A 19,957-nucleotide genomic window follows, 5' to 3' on the forward strand; every position below is an offset into this window, starting at 1 on the left:
CATAGCGGCGAAAAAGAGGCCGCGTCTCCACGGACTTGGCAGCTTCGGCCGGCGGCTGATAATGATGACGAATTGGTTACGCTGCAAGGAGGGTTCCGCCATGCCTCGCGCCCGCGCCGCGATGATCGGCCTTCTCGCCTGTGTCGGCCTTGCCGGCGCAGCCCCTTTTGCGCATGCCGACGAGCCGCGCGCGCAAGACGTCCGCACGCAAGACGTCCGCGCGCAAGACCTGCGCACCGGGGACTTGCGCACTGGAGATCTGCGCGCGCAGGAGCCCCCCGCCCCCATATTCGCCGCGGCGGATCAAGGTTGGATCGTGACGGTGGGCGTCATGGGCGCGCTGACGCCGAGCTTTCCGGGCTCTGGCACGCTGCGTCCTTATCCGTTTCCCTCGATCAGCTTCCGACGCATCGGCGAGCCGGAGCTGTTCTCGACGCCCGACGATGGATTCGGCTTCGCCATTCTCGACTACAACGGCTTTCGCGCCGGTCCTGTGGCGAATTTCGTGTTCAAGCGCGGACAGCGCGACGGGCTCACCGGCGTGCACACTGTCGAGCTCACTCATGAGATCGGCGGCTTCGCCGAATATCAGGGCGAGCATTTCCGCACGCGCGCCGAGCTGCGGCAGGGCATAGACGGGCACAAGGGCTTCGTCGCCTCGCTGGGGGCCGACGTCTATGGCGGCGACGGCCGCGCGACGCTCTCCTTCGGACCGCGCCTCAGCCTCGGCGACAATCGATACGCCAACGCCTATTTCTCGGTGACGCCGTTCGAATCTCTGGCCAATGGCCGCATCGAGCCCTATGAGGCCAATGGCGGCTTCACCGCCGCGGGCGGGCTCGCCACCTTCCGCTATGATTTCACCAAGGACACCAACGCCACCATTTACGGCGGCCTGCAGCGGCTGACCGGCAGCGTCGGCGCGAGCCCGATTCCGAACGAGATCGGCTCCCGCAATCAATTCACCGCCGGCCTCTCCATCGCCCGATCCTTCGAGCTGCGCGGCTTTTCTTGGTGAAGCGCCGCTCGCGCTCTCCTTGACTCTGACAATGATGAGTGCAACTCTCATTCACCATGGCCGATAGATTACGCTCGACCTTTTTCCGGCGACTGGCGCTGGGGCTCTATACGCTGACGATCATCGTCGGCGCGCTGGGCTTCGCGTCGCATCGCGGCCATGGGGGAGCGGGCGTCAGCGTCTTCGAGGATCGCGCCGCTTTCTGCCAGGATTTCCAAAAGTCCCATGGCGCGCCCAAGACGCCCTTCGTCGTCTGCTGCGACGCCTGCGTCGCCAGCGCGGCGCCGACCTTGCCGGCGACCATCACGCATATCGTTTATCGTTTCGAGATTTCCACGCGTTTCGATTTCGCCTCTCGCCTCGGTCGGGACCTCGATGAGAGCCCGGACAATCTCCGCTCGCGAGCGCCGCCTGCCTTCGTCTGATGTCGATGCGGCCCTCCCGGACGCTCTGCGTCCGGCTTGTCTCCTAAGCTTCGTTCCTCGTTTCTCTCGCGTCTGAGCGCGGGCGTCACGTAGGCCACAGGAACAAGAAACACGAATTGTCGCGCTCTTCTCCCGGGAGCGGCGACAATTCGAGCGGACTTCCGCGAGCGCTCGCCGTCTCAGATGGCGGACCCCGCAATTGCGTCGCCCATGTCTCGTCCTCGACGCGCCTTTCCCCGAGGCGCGGAATCTCCCCCCGATGCGAGGCGGGACATGCGACGGAAAAGCGGTTCAGGGCCGGCGAGGCTCGCGGAATCTGTCGACCGACTCGAAAAAGGCGGAGATCGGACCTCCCTCCGACGAGCTGCGCCTTTCGAGCGAGCGCCGAGCGGACCAAACGCGGTCCATGCCGCCTCGCTTCTCTTGTCGGCCGCCACTGCGCGGCGCTCCCTTCTCCCCCGGAGGGAGCGCCGCCCTTGGGCGAACCATCCCCCAACGTCTCCCTAAATCTCGCTGGCCGCGACCACCTCCTGCTCGATCGCGCCGAAGATCGAGTGACCCGCGGCGTCGCGCATCTCTATGCGGATGCGGTCGCCCGGCAGCAGAAATCGCGTGCGCGCCGCGCCGCCGAGGAGACTCTCGACGACGCGCTGCTCGGCGAGGCAGGAATAGCCCACCCCTCCATCGGCGATCGGCAGGCCCGGCCCGCCGTCGGCGGCGCGATTCGACACAGTGCCGGAGCCGATGATGGCGCCGGCGCCGAGCGCGCGCGTGCGCGCCGCATGGGCGATGAGGCAGCCGAAATCGAAGGTCATGTCGACGCCGGCGTCGGGCCGGCCGAGCGGCGCGCCATTGACGAAGGACAGCAGCGGCGCGGAGAGCCGCCCGCCGTCCCATGACGCGCCGAGCTCGTCCGGCGTCACGGCGACAGGAGAAAAGGCCGAGGCGGGCTTGGATTGGAAAAAGCCGAAGCCCTTGGCCAGCTCGCCGGCGGTGAGGCCGCGCAAGGTCACGTCATTGGCCAGCATGACGAGCGCGATATGGGCGCGCGCCGACCGGGCGTCCACGCCGAGCGGAACATCGTCGGCGACGACGGCGACCTCCGCCTCGAGATCGAGGCCGAATTTCTCCTCGAGAAAAGCGATGGGATCGCGCGGGCCGAGAAACCCGTCCGAGCCGCCCTGATAGATCAGCGGATCGCTCCAAAAGGAGGGCGGCATCTCCACGCCGCGCGCCTTGCGCACCAGAGCGACGTGATTCACATAGGCCGAGCCGTCGGCCCATTGATAGGCGCGCGGCAGCGGCGACGCGCACTCATGCTCGCGAAAGCGAAAGGACGGGAGCAGCCCCGCCTCCAGCCGCTCGGCGATCTCGGCGAGCCGCGGCGCGGCGCGCGGCCAATCGTCGAGCGCCGCCTGCAGAGTGGGCGCGACCGCCGCCGCCTGCGTGGCGCGCGTCAAATCCCGCGAGACGACGACGAGCCTGCCGTCGCGTCCGGCTTTCAAAGAAGCGAGCTTCATCGCTTGTCCTCACGGCGTCCCGTCGAAGCGGCGCGCGAGCCCCGCCCAGCAATCGGCATAGTCGTTCTGATATGTCTCGAGCCGCGCGGCGTAGCGCGTCACATGCTGCGGCAGCCGCGTCTCCAGCATGAAGGCGAGCGTCCCCTCGAGCTTTTGCGGGGCCAGCGCCTCCGCGCTCGCCTGCGCGAAGCTCTGCGCATCCGGCCCATGCGGCAGCATGCTGTTGTGCAGCGAGACGCCGCCGGGCGCGAACCCCTCCGCCTTGGCGTCGTAGCGCCCATAGATCAGCCCCATGAATTCGCTCATCACATTCATATGGAACCAGGGCGGACGAAACGTATGCTCGGCGACGAGCCAGCGCTCGGGGAAGATCAGAAAATCGATATTGGCCGTCCCTTCGCGCTCCGAGGGCGCCGTCAGCACGCAGAAGATCGACGGATCGGGATGGTCGAAGAGCAGAGCGCCGACCGGCGCGAAGCGCCGAAGATCATATTTGTAGGGCGCGTAATCGCCATGCCAGGCGACGACGTCGAGCGGCGAATGATCGAGCCCGCAGATGAAAAATTTGCCGCCCCATTTCACCGTGAGCCGGCACGGCCGCTCGACGTCCTCGAAAGCCGCGACGGGCGTCTCGAAATCGCGGGCGTTGGCGAGGCAATTGGCGCCGATCGGCCCGCGATTCGGCAGAGTGAAAGGCGCGCCGTAATTTTCGCAGAGATACCCGCGCGCCGGCCCGGCGATCGGCTCCGCCTTGAATTTCACGCCGCGCGGAACGACGCCGATCTTGCCGGGCGCGATCTCCATCGCGCCGAATTCGGTGACGAGGCGCAGCGCGCCCTCTTGCGGCAGCAGCAGCAATTCGCCGTCGGCGTCGTAGAAATAATCATCGGTCATCGAGCACGTGACGAAATAGAGCCCCGCCGCCATGCCGCTCTGCGCATCGACGTCGCCGGCCGTCGTCATCATGCGCACGCCGGCGAGAAAAGTGACCGCGCCATCGGGCATGGGCGGCGGCCCCCAACGATAGCGGCCGAGCGGCAGATCATGCTCCTCGCGCGAAGGCGCGCTCGTCCAAAAGGGAAGCTCGAGCCGCTCGAAACGCCCGAAATGCCGCACCGACGGGCGAATGCGATAGAGCCAGCTGCGCGTGTTGGCTCCGCGCGGCGCGGTGAAGGGCGAGCCCGACAATTGCTCCGCATAGAGCTTATAGGGGCAATGCTGCGGCGAGTTCTGCCCGATCGGCAGAGCGCCCGGCAGCGCCTCGCTGGCGAACTCATTGCCGAAGCCGGACATGTAGCGGAGAGTCATGGCTCAATCTCCGAATAGCGGTGCGCGCTCCACCCTCCCCTTCAGGAGGAAGGTCGGACCGCAAAGCGGTCCGGGGTGGGGTCGCTTCCCGAGATGCGGGCGTCACCCCCTCCCGCCCGCCTTCGGCGGTCGACCTCCCCCCTTGAGGGGGAGGTGGGTTCCGCGCAGCGTCGAAACCCCTCACCCTCCCGCGCGCAGCACGCCGCGCTTCACCTGATCGTCCTCGATCGACTGGAACAGAGCGCGGAAATTACCTTCGCCGAATCCCTCGTCGCCCTTGCGCTCGATGAACTCGAAGAAGATCGGCCCGATCACCGTCTTCGAGAAAATCTGCAACAGCAGCTTGCGTCCCTCGCCGTCGATGAGAATGCCCAGCTCGCGCAAGCGCTCCAGCCGCTCGCCATGGCCGGGAAGCCGCTCCTCGACACGCGCGTAATAAGAATCCGGCGGCGCCGGCATGAATTGCAGCCCGCGCGCCCGCAGCGCCGTCACCGTGCGATAAATGTCGTCGCAGGCGCAGGCGACATGCTGAATGCCTTCTCCCCGATAAGCGACGAGATATTCCTCGATCTGACTCTTGTCGTCGACGCTCTCGTTGATCGGAATTCGTATCTTCCCGCAGGGGCTGGTCATGGCGCGCGAATGCAGGCCGGTGAGCTTGCCCTCTATGTCGAAATAGCGAATCTGCCGAAAGGAGAAGAAGCGCTCGTACCAACCGGCCCATTCGTCCATATGGCCGCGAAAGACATTATGGGTGAGGTGATCGATGACGGTGAGGCCAACGCCTTCGGGATGCGGATCGCGCGCGCCGGTCCAGCGAAAATCGACGTCGAAGATCGAGCCACGCTCGCCATAGCGATCGACGAGATAGATCAATGCGCCGCCGACGCCGACGAGCGCCGGAATCTTCAATTCCATCGGCCCGATCTTCGTCTCCGCCGCGCTCGCGCCCAAGGCGAGCGCGCGCTCATAGGCGAGGCGCGCATCCGCCACGCGAAAGCCCATGGCGCAGGCGCAAGGCCCATGCGTGCGGGCGAAATCCGCGGCGAAGCTGTCCGGCTCGGCGTTGAGCACATAATTCACATCGCCCTGGCGATAGAGCGTCACATCTTTGGAGCGATGGCGCGCGACGGCGACGAAGCCCATCTGCTCGAGCAGAGCCGCGAGCTTCGCCGGCTCGGGATGGGCGAACTCGACGAATTCGAAACCATCCGTCCCCATCGGATTTTCCGGCGAAGGCGACATTGCGGCCTCCTTGCGAATGGCGCACTCCTTCAACATATTGCGCGCGACCTGCGATTCCAGAGCGGACGGCGGAGACGACGGCGATGAAGCTCTATGATTATTTCCGCTCCTCGGCCGCCTATCGCGTGCGCATCGCGATCGAGCTGAAGGGCTTGAATCTCGAGCGAATCCCCGTGCATCTCGCGCGCGGCGAGCAGCGCCGCGCCGATTATCTCGCGAAGAATCCGCAAGGCCTCGCGCCGGCGCTCGAGCTGGACGATGGGACGATCCTCACCCAATCATTGGCGATCATCGATTATCTCGACGCGCTCGCGCCGCAGCCGCTGCTGACGCCGAAAGATCCGCTGCTCGCGGCCAAGGTCCGCGGAGTCGCGCTGGCCATCGCCTGCGACATTCATCCGCTGAACAATCGCCGTGTGCTGGACTATTTGCGCGAGCGGCTGGGGCAGGACGACTCCGGCGTCGACGCCTGGGTCCATCATTGGGCTCTGCAGGGCGGGCTCGAGGCGGTGGAGCGGCTCGTCGAGCCCGGCCCCTTCTGCTTCGGCGCGCAGCCGACGCTCGCCGACGTTTGCCTCGTGCCGCAGCTCTTCGCGGCGCGGCGCTTCTCGACGCCGCTCGAGACGCTGCCGAAGCTTCTCGCCGTGGAGGCGCATTGCCTCGCCCATCCCGCCTTCGCCGCGGCCGAGCCGTCGCGTCAGGCGGATGCGGAACCCTGACAATCGCCGCGCCCTCTGTCGCAGATGCGACAAGACGAAATCCGAGGCAGAAAGAAAGAAATTCTTTCTCTTCATCGATATGAGACGGAGCCATTCTCCGTCTCGACGCGATGTCGGCAGCTCATGTCGCAGCCGTCATGAAAAAGAGAAGGTTTCAGCATAGTACAAATGCCGACAAAATTCGCATTGAAGGCCGTTTCTCCTTCGGTATGATTTCTGCACACGATCGCGCAGCCGCCGCAAATCTCGACAGCGACGACTCGAAGTGGGTTCGAACATCGAGCGAGGAGTACCGCATATGCCGCTCCAAATTGGCGAAGCAGCGCCGGATTTCGAAGCCGACACGACCGAGGGACGCATCAAGTTCCATGATTGGATCGGCGATTCTTATGTCGTCCTGTTCTCGCATCCCAAGGACTTCACCCCCGTCTGCACGACAGAGCTCGGCTATCTCGCCAAGGTGAAAGCCGAATTCGACAAGCGCGGAACCAAGGTCATCGGGCTCAGCGTCGACAAGGTCGACAATCACGCCGCCTGGGCCAAGGACATAGAAGAAACCCAAGGCGCGGCGCCGAATTATCCGGTCATCGGCGACGCCGATCTCAATGTCTCCAAGCTCTATGGCATGTTGCCGGCGGCCGCCTCCGGCGATTCCGCGACGCGCACGCCGGCCGACAATCTGACCGTGCGCAATGTGTTCATCATCGGGCCGGACAAGAAGATCAAGCTCGTCATCGCCTATCCCATGACGACGGGCCGCAATTTCGACGAGGTGATCCGCGTGCTGGATTCAATCCAGCTGACCGCCAAGCATCGCGTCGCGACGCCGGTGAATTGGAAGCAGGGCGACGACGTCATCATCGCCGGCTCGGTCTCCGACGATGAGGCGAAGACGATCTATCCCGAGGGCTGGAAGGCGCCCAAGCCCTATCTCCGCATCGTGCCGCAGCCGAAGTAGCGCGCCTCGTTCAATTTTCCCCGAGACGAGAGAGCCCGGCGAGCCGCCGGGCTTTTTTCGTTTCCGCGTCCTTTCATTTTCGGCACGAGCGTGGCTTTTGGCCCCCGGCTCTGCGATGATCGACGACGAGTCGGCCGGCCCTGTCACGCCCGCGCCGGCGCTCCATATGGCTCATGGGCGGGGATGCGCCATCGTCGCGGCGCCGTTCCGCTTTTCGCCTTTTTCGTCTTCGACAAAGAGCGTCGGAATCGATCGGAAAGACCATCATGTCGCTTCGTCTACGTCTCGTCCTCGGCGTCGCCGCCCTGCTGGCCAATGCGAGCGCGGCGACCGCGCAATATTATTTCTGGCCGGAGTCGACGCAAAATGGCGCGACAGCCGATCCCGACTACGAGGCGCAGCCGCGCCGCCAGCGCGCGCGCGCCAATTGGCCGTTCGACGAGGAGCGCCGCGACGCCCCGCGAGCGCGCGCCAGGGAAAATCGCGAGCGTGACGATCGCGATCGGGAGCGCCTCGCCGCCCTGCCGCCCGACGCCGATCCGAATTATTCGACGCCGATCGACTATGACGACGATGTCGACATGCGGCAGACGCGGCGGCGCTTCATCGGCGACCCCACCGCCGAGGAGCCCGGCACGCTGACGATCGACACGCGCGCGCGGCGTCTCTATCTCTCGCTCGAGGACGGCAAGGCGGTGGAATATGCGATCGGCGTCGGCCGCACGGGCTTCGCCTGGAAGGGCGAAGCGAAGATCGGCCGCAAGGCCTTCTGGCCGGGCTGGACGCCACCGCCGGAAATGCTGGAGCGCCGCCCCGATCTGCCCGAGCATATGGACGGGGGCTTGAGAAATCCGCTCGGCGCGCGGGCGCTGTATCTGTTCCAGGGGCAGAAGGACACTTTGTTCCGCATTCACGGAACCAATGAGCCGGAGAGCATAGGACGCGCGGTCTCTTCCGGCTGCATCCGCATGCTCAATGCGGATGTGATCGATCTCTACAAGCGCGTCGCCAAAGGCGCCCGCGTCGTAGTGCGGTGATCACGCCGCCCGCGGGCGGGCCTCGGCCTGCAGCAGATCGCCGATGAGAGCGGCGATCGTCGCCATGGTCGCCATGCTGCGGCGCTGCAGCATGGACTTCGGAAACTCCACGCCGAGCTTCGCCTCGAGCCACAGCATCACCTGAATGGCGCAGAAGGGCGAGAGCCCGGCGGCGTAGAGATCGGCCTCGGCGGAAAGGCTCGCCGCGGCGACCGGCAGACCGCCCTTGGCCTCCATGGCGCGGCGGATGATCTCGATCGACGTTTCGCTGCTGATGATTTCGGTCTTCATGGCCCCGTCCCCTCGCTTCGCGCTCTCGTCTCATCGAGCGTGAGAGGAGCATAGGAGGCGCCACCCGGCGCGGCTGTGCGCCTTCGCACGAGCCTCGCCGGCGCGGCGGCGCGGATTGCCGGGGCGGCGGCGCGGCCTATATGCCGGCTGCTCGAGGCGCCGCAGCGGCGCGACCTTTGCCCAGGATGAGAGCCGATGGCGACGCGGCCGATGGCGCGAACGGATTTCGCTTCGCCGCCCCATGGCGAGCCTCCCCTCGAAACATTTCGCGCCCGGCTCGCGGCGACGCGCGCGCGCACTCTGGCGCTCGCCGCGCCGCTCGGCCCCGAGGATATGGCGGCGCAGGCGATAGAGGAGGCGAGCCCCACGAAATGGCATCTCGCCCATACGAGCTGGTTCTTCGAGAACTTCGTGCTGACGCGCTTTCTGCCCGGCTATCGTCTCTTCGATCCCGCCTTCGCCTATTGCTTCAACTCCTATTACGAGGGCGCCGGCTCCCGGCAGCCGCGGCCGCAGCGCGGCCTGCTGAGCCAGCCCACGCTCGAGCGCGTCATGGCCTATCGCCGCCATGTCGAGGCGGCGCTGGAGCGGCTCTTCGACCTCGGCCTCGCGCCGCAGAGCGAGGCGGCGCGGCTGCTGGAGCTCGGCCTGCAGCATGAGCAGCAGCATCAGGAGCTGATCCTCAGCGACATTCTCGCGCTCTTCGCCGCCAATCCGCTGCGGCCGGCCTATCGCGCGGCGCCGCCGCGCGCCCTTTGCGGCCTGCCGGAGCCGCTGCGCTGGATCGGCTACGCGGGCGGAATCGTGCGCATCGGAAGCGACGCGGACGATGAGCATTTCGCCTTCGATCGAGGTTTCGCCTTCGACAATGAGACGCCGCGCCATGATGCGCTGATCCATCCTTTCGAGATCGCCGATCGGCCCGTGACCAACGCCGAATGGCTGGAGTTCATCGAGGATGGCGGCTATGGCGATCCCGCCTTCTGGCTCTTCGACGGCTGGGAGACGATCCAGCGCGAAGGCTGGGAGGCGCCGGCCTATTGGGAGCGGCGCGGCGACCTCTGGCTCGCCATGACGCTCGAAGGCTTGCGGCCGCTGGAGCCCGCCGCTCCGGTCGTCCATGTGAGCTTCTACGAGGCCGACGCCTTCGCCCGCTGGGCCGGCGCGCGCCTGCCCAGCGAATTCGAATGGGAGACGGTGGCGCAGCAGGAGCCGATCGCCGGCAATCTGCTCGAGAACGACGCGCTGCGCCCGCTGCCGCCGTCGGAGAATTTTCAAGGCCATGCGCGCCAGCTGTTCGGCGATGTGTGGGAATGGACGGGCGGCGCCTATCTCCCCTACCCCGGCTATCGTCGGCCGGCCGGCGCCATAGGCGAATACAACGCCAAATTCATGTGCGACCAGCATGTGCTGCGCGGCGGCGGCTGCGCGACGCCGCAGAGCCATATTCGCGCCAGCTATCGCAACTTCCTCCATGCGCGCCAGCGCTGGCTGTTCGCCGGCCTGCGCCTCGCCAGGGATGTGGGCCGATGACCAATGATATCGATCGCGCGACGCCTTCGGAGCCGAAGGGCCACGGCTTCGCGGCGGATGTGCTCGACGGGCTCTCGCGCGCAGAGAAGCGCCTCTCCTGTCTCTATTTCTACGATGCGGCGGGCAGCGAGCTGTTCGACGAGATCACGCGGCTGCCGGATTATTATCCGACGCGCGTGGAGACGGACATTCTCGCCGCGCATGGCGAGGAGATGCTCGGCGGCGCCGATGCGGACTCGGCGCTGGTCGAGTTCGGCTCCGGCTCCAGCCGCAAGACCGAACTATTGCTCGAGCGCGCGCCGCGCCTCGCGCTCTATGCGCCGATCGACGTCTGCGCCAGCGCGCTGGAGAAAGCGCGCGCGCGTCTTTCTGCGCGCTTTCCGCATTTGCGCGTCTGCCCCATCGTCGCCGATTTCTCGCGGCCGGCGCCACTGCCCGCGGCGCTCGCCGATCGACGCCGCATCGGCTTCTTTCCCGGCTCGACGATCGGCAATTTCACGCCGGACGAAGCGCGCGCATTGCTGCTGGCCATGCGCGTATTGCTCGGGCCGGGCGGACGGCTCATCGTCGGCGTCGATTTGAAGAAAGACCCGTCGCGCCTCATCGCCGCCTATAATGACGCGCATGGCGTGACGGCGGCCTTCAATCTCAATCTCCTCGCGCGCATAAATCGCGAGCTCGGCGGCGGCTTCGATCTCTCCGGCTTTTGCCATCAGGCGATCTATGACGCGCGCGCCGGCCGCATAGAAATGCGCCTCGTCAGCCGCCGCCGCCAGACTGCGAAGATCGGCGGCCGCGACTTCGCCTTCTCGCGCGGCGAGACGATCCATACGGAAGACTGCTACAAATATGGCGTGGACGAGTTCCGCGTCACCGCGAGCGACGCCGGCTGGGCGCCCGGCCGCGTGTGGACAGATGCGGAGGCGCTGTTCAGCGTGCACGAGCTGCGAGCGCCGTAGGGAGAGATAGGCGCGGCCGCCCGGCTCTGCTAAGCTCCGAGCAGGAGATCCACCATGGCCGCCAAGCAGCAATTCAGCGTCACCTTGCCGCCCGACATGGCCGAGGTCGTGGAAGAGAAGCTGCGCCGCGGCGAATACGACTCGGCGAGCGAATTGATGAGCGAGGGCGTGCAGGCTCTGCTGGAGCGTGACGCTTCGCTCGAGACATGGCTGCGCGATGTCGTCGTCCCCGGCCATGCGGAATATCTCGCCGATCCCTCGAAGGCCGTTCCGGCCGAAGAATTGCTCGCACGGTTAAAGGCGCGGCGCGCAGCGGGGCGATAAGCCGTGCCGAAAGTCGTCTTCACGCCCGCGGCGGAGCGCGACGTCGATCGTCTGCACGCATGGATTTCTGATCGGGCAGGCGAAAGGATCGCCGACGCCTTCGTCCTGCGAATCGCGACATAGAGATGAAATTTGCCAGCGAGCAATGACGCAATGCGGTGGCGGCGCCCTTTCTCCAGGCGCGGCAGATCGCGCATGGCGCAATTCCGGCTCAGGGCTTAGATTTCGACGCAGAGAGGCGGCGTCCTACATTGCCCTGCGCGCGCCGTCACGATCATTTCATCAATTTCGCGTCGACATTAGCCCTCACCGCCACAGGAGCGACCGCGATGAACATCGTCTCCCCCGCCGTCGTCACGCCGCCGCTCGCAGATGCGACGCCGCGGGAGATCGACCATAGCGGCGACATCCCCTCCTTCGACACGCTGGATCGCGCGGCCCGCGCCTTTGCGGCGCGCTTCACGCAAGGCGTCTCTCCGCTGGCGCAAATGTCGGCCTGGCTCGATTGGGCGACGCATCTCTCCCGCGCGCCCGGCCGGCAAATCGAGCTCTCGCTCGCCGCGATGCAGGACGCCGCCCGATACGCCCAATTCGTCGCTCATGCGGCGCGCGGCGAGGCCGTCTCGGGGCCCTTCGCGCCCGCGCCTTTCGACAAGCGCTTCGATGATCCCGCCTGGGACGCGCCGCCTTTCGCCTTTTGGAAGCAGGGCTTTCTCGCGAGCGAGCATTGGTGGCGGCAGGCGACGCGCGAGGCGCGCGGCATGACGCCCAATGACGCCGCCCGCGTCGCCTTCATGGCGCAGCAATGGCTGGCGCTGTTCTCGCCCTCCAACGCCTTCTGGCTCAATCCCACGGTCATCGACCGCACGATGAAGGAGGGCGGCGCCAATCTCCTGCGCGGCGCGGAAAACTTCATCGAGGACTATACGCGCGCGCTTCTGAACAAGCCCAATGGCGGCAATGGCTTTCGCGTCGGAATCGATGTGGCGGCGACGCCGGGCGAGGTGATCTTCCGCAATGAGCTGATCGAGCTCATCCAATATGGCCCCACGACAGAGACCGTCCACGCCGAGCCGATATTGATCGTCCCGGCCTGGATCATGAAATATTACGTGCTCGATCTGCGGCCGCAGAATTCGCTGGCGCGCTATCTCGTCGCGCAGGGCTTTACCGTCTTCATGATTTCCTGGCGCAATCCGACGCCGGAAGATCGCGATCTCTCCTTCGACGATTACCGCGTCTCCGGCGTGCTCGCCGCGCTGAACGCGATCGACGCCGTGCTGCCCGGCCGCAAGGTCCATGGCTGCGGCTATTGCCTCGGCGGCACGCTGCTCTCCATCACGGCGGCGGCCATGGCGCGCGATCACGACGAGCGCCTCGCCAGCATCACTCTGCTCGCCGCGCAGACCGATTTCAGCGAGCCGGGCGAGCTGATGCTGTTCGTCGACGCCGCCCAGGTCGCTTTTCTCGAAGACATGATGTGGGACCAGGGCGTGCTCGACACGCGGCAAATGGCCGGCGCCTTCGCGGCGCTGCGCTCCAATGAGCTGGTCTGGGCCAAGGCGGTGCGCGAATATCTGCTCGGCGAGCGGCAGAAGCCCAATGATCTGATGGCCTGGAGCGCCGATCAGACGCGCATGCCCTATCGAATGCATTCGCAATATTTGCGCGGGCTGTTCCTGGAGAACCGCCTCACCGCCGGCCGCTACGCCGTGGACGGCGAGGTGGTGGCGCTGAAGGATATTTCCGCGCCGATGTTCGTCATCGGCACGGAGACCGACCATATCGCGCCCTGGCGCTCGGTGTACAAAGTCCATCTCTTCACCGACAATGAGCTGACCTTCGCGCTCACCTCCGGCGGCCATAACGCCGGCGTCGTCTCGGAGCCCGGCCATCGCGGCCGCGCCTTTCATGTCGGCCTGCGCCGGGCCGGGGACCATTATGTCTCGGCCGACAAATGGCTGGCCGCGGCGCGGCGGGAGGAAGGCTCCTGGTGGCCGCTCTGGGCGGAATGGCTCGCCGCCCGCGGCTCGGCGGAGCGCGTTTCGCCGCCGCCAATGGGAGCCGCGACGCGCGGCTTTCCGCCGCTCTGCGCCGCGCCCGGAAACTATGTCCACGAACATTGAGCGCTTGCCCCTCGACGCGAGACGAAATACTCATCAAATTGCGATGGTGGCTCTGGGCGGGGCGATACCGTGTCGAATTCTTTGTTGCGCATTGCTTATTTCGAGGGGCTCGACCCCGCCGAGGCGGAGCGGATCGCCCGCAAATGCGTTTGGCGGCGCGTGGACGAGCGCGAGCTGGTCGTCGATTACGACGACCGCTCGACCGACGTCTATTTCATCGTCGCCGGCGATCTGCGCGTGCTCATCCGCACGCCGGCGGGCAAGGAGGTCATTCTCTGCGACCTCCATCCCGGCCAGATTTTCGGGGAGATGGCGGCCATCGACGGGGCCGAGCGCTCCGCCAATGTCTCGGCTCTGACCAAATCCGAGCTGTGCATCATGCCGTCGAGCGTGTTCAAGACCGTGCTGTTCAGCCAGCCGGCCGTCTGCGAGAAAGTGCTGCGCCTGCTGACGAAGCGCATTCGCGATCTCAACTCGCGGCTGTTCGAGCGCTCCGTGCTCGATCTGCGCCACCGGCTCTATGCCGAGCTGCTGCGGCTGGCCCTGCCGCGCAAGGGCCATGAGGGCCAGTCGATCATCTCGCCGCCGCCGCTGCAACATGATCTCGCCGCGCGCATCGGCTGCCGGCGCGAGCAGGTCAATCGCGAGGTGCAGGCGATGATCCACGAGGGCCTCGCCGAGAAGATCCGCGGCGGGCTGGTGCTGCTGCGCCCCTCGACGCTGGAGCAGCGTCTGACCGCCTGCCTCGAGCAGGCCGGCTGAGCGCGTCTTTGTGCGCTCTCGCACATATACGCGGCCGCGCGCCGGCCTAATATGGCGATACGCGCTCGACAGGAGCGCCCAACCCGCCAGACGAGCCCGCAATGTCCTTCGCCCTCATCCCTCTTTCGCGTTGCGCCGAGCTCTGCGGGCTCGCTCCCCATGAGATGATCGCCGGCGCCGCGCCCTCGCCCTTTCATCAATCCCTCTATGAGAGCTATCTGATGCTCTGCGATCGCGGCGCGGATTTCGTGCGCGATCTCATTGTCTCCGACCTGCGCCGGGCGCTCGACATAGGCGCGACCCGCCTCGCCGCCGAATTGCTGCTGGTGCTGCGCCGCTTCCTCTCGGTTCCGCGCGGCGCGCCGCGCTTCCGGGCCGCGCCGCCGGACGGGATGGCGCTCGACGCCGCCCTCGGCGTCATCGACAGGCTGGCGACGATGCGTCCCGCCTCCGACTCGTCGCGCCTCTCGCGGTTCGGGGACCGTCGGCGACCGCCGAACTGTGTCTCCGCGCGCGCCGGCTCGGCTTGCGTCCCGAGGCGTTTCGAGTCAGCGTGACCCGCGCCTTCGGCGAACATCTCGCGCCCGCGACGGACGCACAAGGGAGGCGCGATTGAAGCGGTCGCGGCGACGCAGGCCCGCCTATTTTCTCGCGACGGCCGCCGCGGCGCTCGGCGTCGTCGCCCTCGGCCGGCTGCAGCCGCCCGCGCTGGACGATCTGCGCAATTTCGTCTTCGACTCCTATCAGCGCCTCGCCCCGCGCCCTTATGATCCGGGCCTTCCCGTGCGCGTGATCGCGGTGGACGAGGACAGCCTCTCCGTCTTCGGACAATGGCCCTGGCCGCGCACGCGCCTCGCCGCTCTGCTCGACAAGCTCGTCGAGGCGGGCGCGGCGGCCGTCGCTTTCGATATCGTATTCGCCGAGGCGGATCAGACCAGCCTCGATCATTATGCGCGACGCCTGCCGGAGGGGCCCGCCAAGACGCAGATCGCCGCCATCGCCGCGGGCGCCATTCCCAACGATCAAATCTTCGCGCAATCCATCGCCGCCGCGCCGACGGCGCTCGGCCTCACCCTCTCCGGCGCCGGGCAAAAGCGCGCGCCGCCGCAAAAGGCGGGCGTCGCCATGGCCGGCGACGATCCTTCCGCCTTTCTCGCCGCCTTCCCCGCCGCCATCGCGCCGATCGCGGAGCTGGCGGAGGCGGCGCGCGGCCTCGGCGCGACCAATTGGGCGCCCGATCGCGACGGCGTGGTGCGCCGCATTCCGCTGCTCGCGCTCGGCCCCGGCGGCGTCACGCCCTCCCTCGCCCTCGAGGCGCTGCGCGTCGCCCAGGGCGCCTCGACGATCATCATCCGCTCCTCCAACGCCAGCGGCGAGACCGCCTTCGGACGCCAGACCGGCGTCAATGCGGTCAAGGTGGGCGCCTTCGAGATCGCCGCCGGCGCCGCAGCGGATATTCGCCCGCGCTATGGCGCCGCGGCGCCGCAACGTCTCGTCTCGGCGGCGGCCCTCCTCGAGGATCGCGTCCCGCGCGAGGAGATAGACGGGCGCATCGTCTTCATCGGCACCACCGCCGTCGGGCTCGGCGATATTCGCGCGACGCCGCTGCAGCCGACCATTCCGGGCGTCGAGATTCATGCGCAAATTCTCGAATCGCTGCTCTCGGGCGCGCTGCTGTCGCGGCCCGACTGGGCCAATGGCCTCGAGCTCGTCGTCGCCGGCGCCGCCTTCCTCCTCATCGCCGCGCTGCTGCCGCTGGTCGCGCCATTGGTCTCGGCGCTCGCCACGACCGGCTTGATCGGCGCGCTCTTCGCCGCGTCCTTTTTCGCCTTCGACCGCGCCGGCCTGCTGATCGACGCCGCTTTCCCCAGCCTCTCGGCCGCGCTCGCCTATGGCGTCGGCGCCGTCGCGCTATGGCGCCAGGATCAAGCCGCGCGGCGCCATGTGCATATGGCTTTCGGCAAATTCATCGCGCCCGCCGTGGTCGAGCGCCTCGTCGAGCACCCCGAGCGGCTGGTGCTGGGCGGCGAGACGCGCGAGCTCACCGTATTGTTCTCCGATCTGCGCGATTTCTCGACCATCTCGGAGGGGCTGAGCGCGCAAGAGCTCACACATTTCATGAACGCCTATCTGACGCCGATGACCGACGCCATTCTCGATCGCGAGGGCACGGTCGACAAATATATCGGCGACGCCGTCATGGCGTTCTGGAATGCGCCGCTCGATGTCGCCGATCATCCGCGCAAGGCCGTTCACGCCGCGCTCGACATGCGCGCCGCGCTCGCGCGCTTCAACGGCGAGCGCGCCGCCGAGGCCGATCGCGAACGGCGCGACTATCGCAAGGCGGCGATGGGCATAGGCCTCAATCTGGGGCCTTGCAGCGTCGGCAACATGGGCTCGGCGCGCCGCTTCGACTATTCGATTCTCGGGGACGTGGTGAATCTCACATCGCGGCTGGAAGGACTGTGTAAATGGTTCCGCGTGGATATTCTCGCTTCCGGCGATTTGCGCGACGCCGCCGCTGACTTCGCCTGGCTCGATCTCGGCACGGCGCAAGTCGTCGGACGCTCGACGCCGACGCGCATCTATGCGCTCGTCGGAGACGAGAGCTTCGCGGCGAGCGCCGCTTTCGCCGCATGGCGTGACGAACATATGACGATGATGCGCTATCATGCCGAATGGGACTTCGCCCGCGCCCGCGTCGTAGCGGCGGATTTGAGGGCGTCGGCAGAGCCGCATTGGGGTGGTTGCTATATGGCCATGGAACAGCGATTTGCGGCTTTCGAGGCGGCTCCGCCGGCGAGGACGGGAGGCGCGCCCATTTGGAAGATGGACAGCAAATGACGGGCGCGACAGTGGAAAATGCAGACGAAGCGCGCAGGCTGCGCTATTGGCGGCGAATCGCGGAAGCGCATGAGCCGGGCGCCTATGAGGCGCTCGACCAAGCCTATCGCCAGCCGCATCGCGCCTATCACAGCTGGGCGCATATCGACGAGCTGCTCACAGGGCTCGAGCGTTTCGATTCGCTCGCCACGCGGCCCGATCTCATCGCCGCCGCCATCTTCTGGCACGACGCCGTGCATCAGGCGCGCGACCCGGATGGCAAGACGCGGCTCGACCGGCAGAATGTGCGCGACAGCGTCGCCGCCTTCCGCCGCCACACGATTCTCGCGGGAAGCGAGGCGCAGGCCGTCGAAGATCTGGTGATGGCGACGTCCGATCACGCCGGCGCGCGCGCGACGACAGAGCATTACGCGGGCTTCTCCGGCGATCTCGATCTCTTCGTCGATCTCGATCTCAGCCCGCTCGCCGCGCCTTGGGAAATCTTCGCCGCCAACACGCAGAAGATTCGCTCGGAATCCATCGGCGTCGAAGAAGCCGAATTCGCCGCCAATCAAGCGAAGATGCTGGAGGGGCTGGCGCAGGGCGACAGGCCGGTGTTTCGCCGCGCGGAGACGTGCGCGGCATGGGACGCGATCGCGCGCGTCAATCTCGCGCGCTGCATCGCCGGGCTGCGCGCGGCGGGACGCTGAGGCAAGAGCCCCATCGAGAGGCGCGAAAAAAGAAAGCCCGGCTCACGCCGGGCTTTTTTGCTTTCGAGGAAATCCGATCACACCGGATGCGGCTCCAGCCCATCGGCGTCCGGCTCTGGCGAGGGACGCGCGCCGGCCGTCGGCACGGGCGAGGGACGCGCGGGCGGCGACGCCGGCGGCACATCCTCGCGCACGGGCGTCTTGCCCTGCAGCAGGCCGATCAGCTCGTCGCCGGTCAGCGTCTCGAATTCGAGCAGGCCATTGGCCAGCACGTCGAGATCGCCGCGCTTCTCGGTGAGGATGCGCTTGGCGTCGTCATAGCCTTCCTGCACCAGGCGGCGCACTTCCGCGTCGATCGTCTGCTGCGTCGCCTCGGAGAGCGTCTGCGTGCGGCCCATCGAATAGCCGAGGAACTGCTCCTGCTGCGGCTCGGCGTAAGCCACTGTGCCGAGCTTGTCGGAGAAGCCGAGCTGCGTCACCATCGCCCGCGCGATGCGCGTGCATTGCTGAATGTCGCTCGCGGCGCCCGACGTCACCTTGTCGTGGCCGAAGACGAGTTCCTCCGCCACGCGCCCGCCCATCGCCAATGCGAGCATGGCTTTGAGCTGCTCATAGCTCTGCGAGATCTGATCGCGCTCCGGCAGGCCCTGCACCATGCCCAGCGCGCGGCCGCGCGGGATGATCGTCGCCTTGTGGATCGGGATAGAGCCCGGCATGTTGAGCTGCACCAGCGCATGGCCGCCCTCGTGGAAGGCGGTGAGGCGCTTCTCCTCCTCCGTCATCACGAGAGTGCGACGCTCGGCGCCCATCATGATCTTGTCGCGCGAATCCTCGAACTCCTGCCGCGTGACGATGCGCTTGCTGCGACGCGCCGCCAGCAGAGCGGCCTCATTGACGAGGTTCATCAGATCGGCGCCCGAGAAGCCCGGCGTGCCGCGCGCGACGACCTTCAGATCCACATCCGGCGCCAGCGGCACCTTGCGGGCGTGAACCTTGAGGATCTTCTCGCGGCCGATGAAGTCCGGGTTCGGCACATTGATCTGGCGATCGAAGCGGCCGGGACGCATCAGCGCCGGATCGAGCACGTCGGGGCGGTTGGTCGCGGCGATGAGGATGATGCCCTCATTGGCCTCGAAACCGTCCATCTCGACGAGCAGCTGGTTCAAGGTCTGCTCGCGCTCGTCATTGCCGCCGCCGAGGCCAGCGCCGCGGTGACGACCCACCGCGTCGATCTCATCGACGAAGATGATGCAGGGCGCGTTCTTCTTCGCCTGCTCGAACATGTCGCGCACGCGGGAGGCGCCGACGCCGACGAACATTTCGACGAAGTCCGAGCCGGAGATAGTGAAGAAGGGGACGTTGGCTTCGCCGGCGATGGCGCGGGCGAGCAAAGTCTTACCCGTGCCGGGCGGGCCGACGAGCAGCACGCCGCGCGGAATGCGTCCGCCGAGGCGCTGGAACTTCTGCGGATCACGCAGGAACTCGACGATCTCCTGCAAATCTTCCTTGGCCTCGTCGACGCCGGCGACATCCTCGAAAGTGACGCGGCCCTGCGTTTCCGTCAGCAGCTTGGCCTTGGACTTGCCGAAGCCGAGCGCGCGGCCGCCGGCGCCGCCCTGCATCTGGCGGGCGAGGAAAATCCACACGCCGAGAAAGGCGATGAGCGGCAGCGCATTCAAGAACAAGGTCATCCACCAGCCGCCGCCGTCACTCGCGGGACGCGCGCTGATGGCGACATTCTTCGCGGTCAGCCGCTGCACCAGCGACGGATCATTGGGCGCGTAAGTGGTGAAGGAGCGATTATCCGCGAAATGCCCGCTGATCTCATTGCCGGCGATGGTCACGTCATGGACGCGGCCGAGATCGATCTGCGCCAGCAATTCGCTGAAGTTGATGTCGCGTCCGGCGCTGCGCTGGTTGCGCTGATCGAACAGCATGGCCAGAGCGACGGCGAGCAGCGCGACTATCGCGAATATCATGAAGGGCTTGTAATTCACTTTCATCGACGACCTCCGACGGACCGTCAGCCGGCCGCGGGAGACACATTTCCCGCGTCGACGGCGCGTGTCGCTTTTATGACCTTACGACAGCATTCCCAAGTCGCCAAATTAAATGCAGTCATGCGCCATGGCGAGAAAACATGAGCGCGGCCCGATGGCCTGGCCTCGCCTTCGCCGTGGCCGCTCCGCCCGCTCCCGA

The 19,957-nt window shown here is 66.6% G+C and carries 18 protein-coding genes; 13 read left to right on the forward strand and 5 right to left on the reverse strand.

The features are described 5' to 3' along the window. Window positions 1-100 precede the first annotated feature (100 nt). A complete protein-coding gene (locus tag METLW4_RS0111780; RefSeq protein WP_245258444.1) occupies window positions 101-1,018 on the forward strand; it encodes a MipA/OmpV family protein in 918 nt (305 codons plus the stop codon). 38 nt (window positions 1,019-1,056) lie between these two features. Next, window positions 1,057-1,443, forward strand: coding sequence for a hypothetical protein (locus tag METLW4_RS0111785; RefSeq protein WP_018266418.1), 387 nt, complete (start codon window positions 1,057-1,059; stop codon window positions 1,441-1,443). A gap of 503 nt (window positions 1,444-1,946) precedes the next feature. Here METLW4_RS0111785 and METLW4_RS0111790 read toward each other — a convergent pair. From METLW4_RS0111790 to hppD, 3 genes are all read right to left on the reverse strand, one after another. Next, the gene (locus METLW4_RS0111790) at window positions 1,947-2,963 is read right to left on the reverse strand and encodes a fumarylacetoacetate hydrolase family protein (protein ID WP_018266419.1); all 1,017 of its coding nucleotides are present in this window, start codon (window positions 2,961-2,963) and stop codon (window positions 1,947-1,949) included. A 9-nt stretch (window positions 2,964-2,972) separates the two neighbouring features. Next, on the reverse strand, window positions 2,973-4,271 hold the full coding sequence (hmgA, locus tag METLW4_RS0111795; protein WP_018266420.1) for a homogentisate 1,2-dioxygenase: 1,299 nt from the start codon (window positions 4,269-4,271) through the stop codon (window positions 2,973-2,975). 180 nt (window positions 4,272-4,451) lie between these two features. After that, on the reverse strand, window positions 4,452-5,516 hold the full coding sequence (gene hppD / locus METLW4_RS0111800) for a 4-hydroxyphenylpyruvate dioxygenase (RefSeq protein WP_026191452.1): 1,065 nt from the start codon (window positions 5,514-5,516) through the stop codon (window positions 4,452-4,454). A gap of 83 nt (window positions 5,517-5,599) precedes the next feature. Here hppD and maiA point away from each other — a divergent pair, with 83 nt between their 5' ends. From maiA to METLW4_RS0111815, 3 genes are all read left to right on the forward strand, one after another. Continuing rightward, on the forward strand, window positions 5,600-6,235 hold the full coding sequence (maiA, locus tag METLW4_RS0111805) for a maleylacetoacetate isomerase (RefSeq protein WP_018266422.1): 636 nt from the start codon (window positions 5,600-5,602) through the stop codon (window positions 6,233-6,235). Window positions 6,236-6,533: 298 nt separating this feature from the next. After that, window positions 6,534-7,193: a peroxiredoxin gene (locus tag METLW4_RS0111810; protein WP_018266423.1), complete on the forward strand. Its 660-nt coding sequence runs from the start codon at window positions 6,534-6,536 to the stop codon at window positions 7,191-7,193. Window positions 7,194-7,459: 266 nt separating this feature from the next. Then, window positions 7,460-8,230, forward strand: coding sequence for a L,D-transpeptidase (locus METLW4_RS0111815; protein ID WP_018266424.1), 771 nt, complete (start codon window positions 7,460-7,462; stop codon window positions 8,228-8,230). Here the strand turns inward: METLW4_RS0111815 and METLW4_RS0111820 are convergent, their stop codons facing one another. Beyond that, window positions 8,231-8,521, reverse strand: a complete 291-nt coding sequence (locus METLW4_RS0111820) for a phosphopantetheine-binding protein (RefSeq protein WP_018266425.1) — start codon at window positions 8,519-8,521, stop codon at window positions 8,231-8,233. 195 nt (window positions 8,522-8,716) lie between these two features. Here METLW4_RS0111820 and egtB point away from each other — a divergent pair, with 195 nt between their 5' ends. The 8 genes from egtB to METLW4_RS0111865 all read left to right on the forward strand — a co-directional run bounded on the left by egtB (window position 8,717) and on the right by METLW4_RS0111865 (window position 17,758). Then, on the forward strand, window positions 8,717-10,054 hold the full coding sequence (gene egtB, locus METLW4_RS0111825; RefSeq protein WP_018266426.1) for an ergothioneine biosynthesis protein EgtB: 1,338 nt from the start codon (window positions 8,717-8,719) through the stop codon (window positions 10,052-10,054). Continuing rightward, window positions 10,051-11,013, forward strand: coding sequence for an L-histidine N(alpha)-methyltransferase (gene egtD, locus METLW4_RS0111830; protein WP_018266427.1), 963 nt, complete (start codon window positions 10,051-10,053; stop codon window positions 11,011-11,013). Before egtB ends, egtD begins: the two co-directional genes overlap by 4 nt. A 54-nt stretch (window positions 11,014-11,067) precedes the next feature. After that, window positions 11,068-11,337: a ribbon-helix-helix domain-containing protein gene (locus METLW4_RS0111835; RefSeq protein WP_018266428.1), complete on the forward strand. Its 270-nt coding sequence runs from the start codon at window positions 11,068-11,070 to the stop codon at window positions 11,335-11,337. A 329-nt stretch (window positions 11,338-11,666) separates the two neighbouring features. After that, window positions 11,667-13,463, forward strand: a complete 1,797-nt coding sequence (locus tag METLW4_RS0111845) for a PHA/PHB synthase family protein (protein WP_157235080.1) — start codon at window positions 11,667-11,669, stop codon at window positions 13,461-13,463. A 69-nt stretch (window positions 13,464-13,532) separates the two neighbouring features. Continuing rightward, on the forward strand, window positions 13,533-14,225 hold the full coding sequence (locus METLW4_RS0111850) for a Crp/Fnr family transcriptional regulator (protein ID WP_051079633.1): 693 nt from the start codon (window positions 13,533-13,535) through the stop codon (window positions 14,223-14,225). A gap of 101 nt (window positions 14,226-14,326) precedes the next feature. After that, a complete protein-coding gene (locus METLW4_RS28305; RefSeq protein WP_018266432.1) occupies window positions 14,327-14,782 on the forward strand; it encodes a hypothetical protein in 456 nt (151 codons plus the stop codon). 55 nt (window positions 14,783-14,837) lie between these two features. After that, window positions 14,838-17,069, forward strand: a complete 2,232-nt coding sequence (locus tag METLW4_RS0111860) for a CHASE2 domain-containing protein (RefSeq protein WP_018266433.1) — start codon at window positions 14,838-14,840, stop codon at window positions 17,067-17,069. After that, window positions 17,066-17,758 (forward strand): HD domain-containing protein, encoded by a 693-nt coding sequence (locus METLW4_RS0111865; protein WP_018266434.1) that lies wholly within the window; start codon window positions 17,066-17,068, stop codon window positions 17,756-17,758. Before METLW4_RS0111860 ends, METLW4_RS0111865 begins: the two co-directional genes overlap by 4 nt. 77 nt (window positions 17,759-17,835) lie before the next feature. Here METLW4_RS0111865 and ftsH read toward each other — a convergent pair whose 3' ends face one another. Then, window positions 17,836-19,761, reverse strand: a complete 1,926-nt coding sequence (gene ftsH / locus METLW4_RS0111870; RefSeq protein ID WP_018266435.1) for an ATP-dependent zinc metalloprotease FtsH — start codon at window positions 19,759-19,761, stop codon at window positions 17,836-17,838. Window positions 19,762-19,957: the final 196 nt, after the last annotated feature.

It is taken from the genome of Methylosinus sp. LW4, from assembly GCF_000379125.1.
Classification (GTDB): Bacteria; Pseudomonadota; Alphaproteobacteria; order Rhizobiales; family Beijerinckiaceae; genus Methylosinus.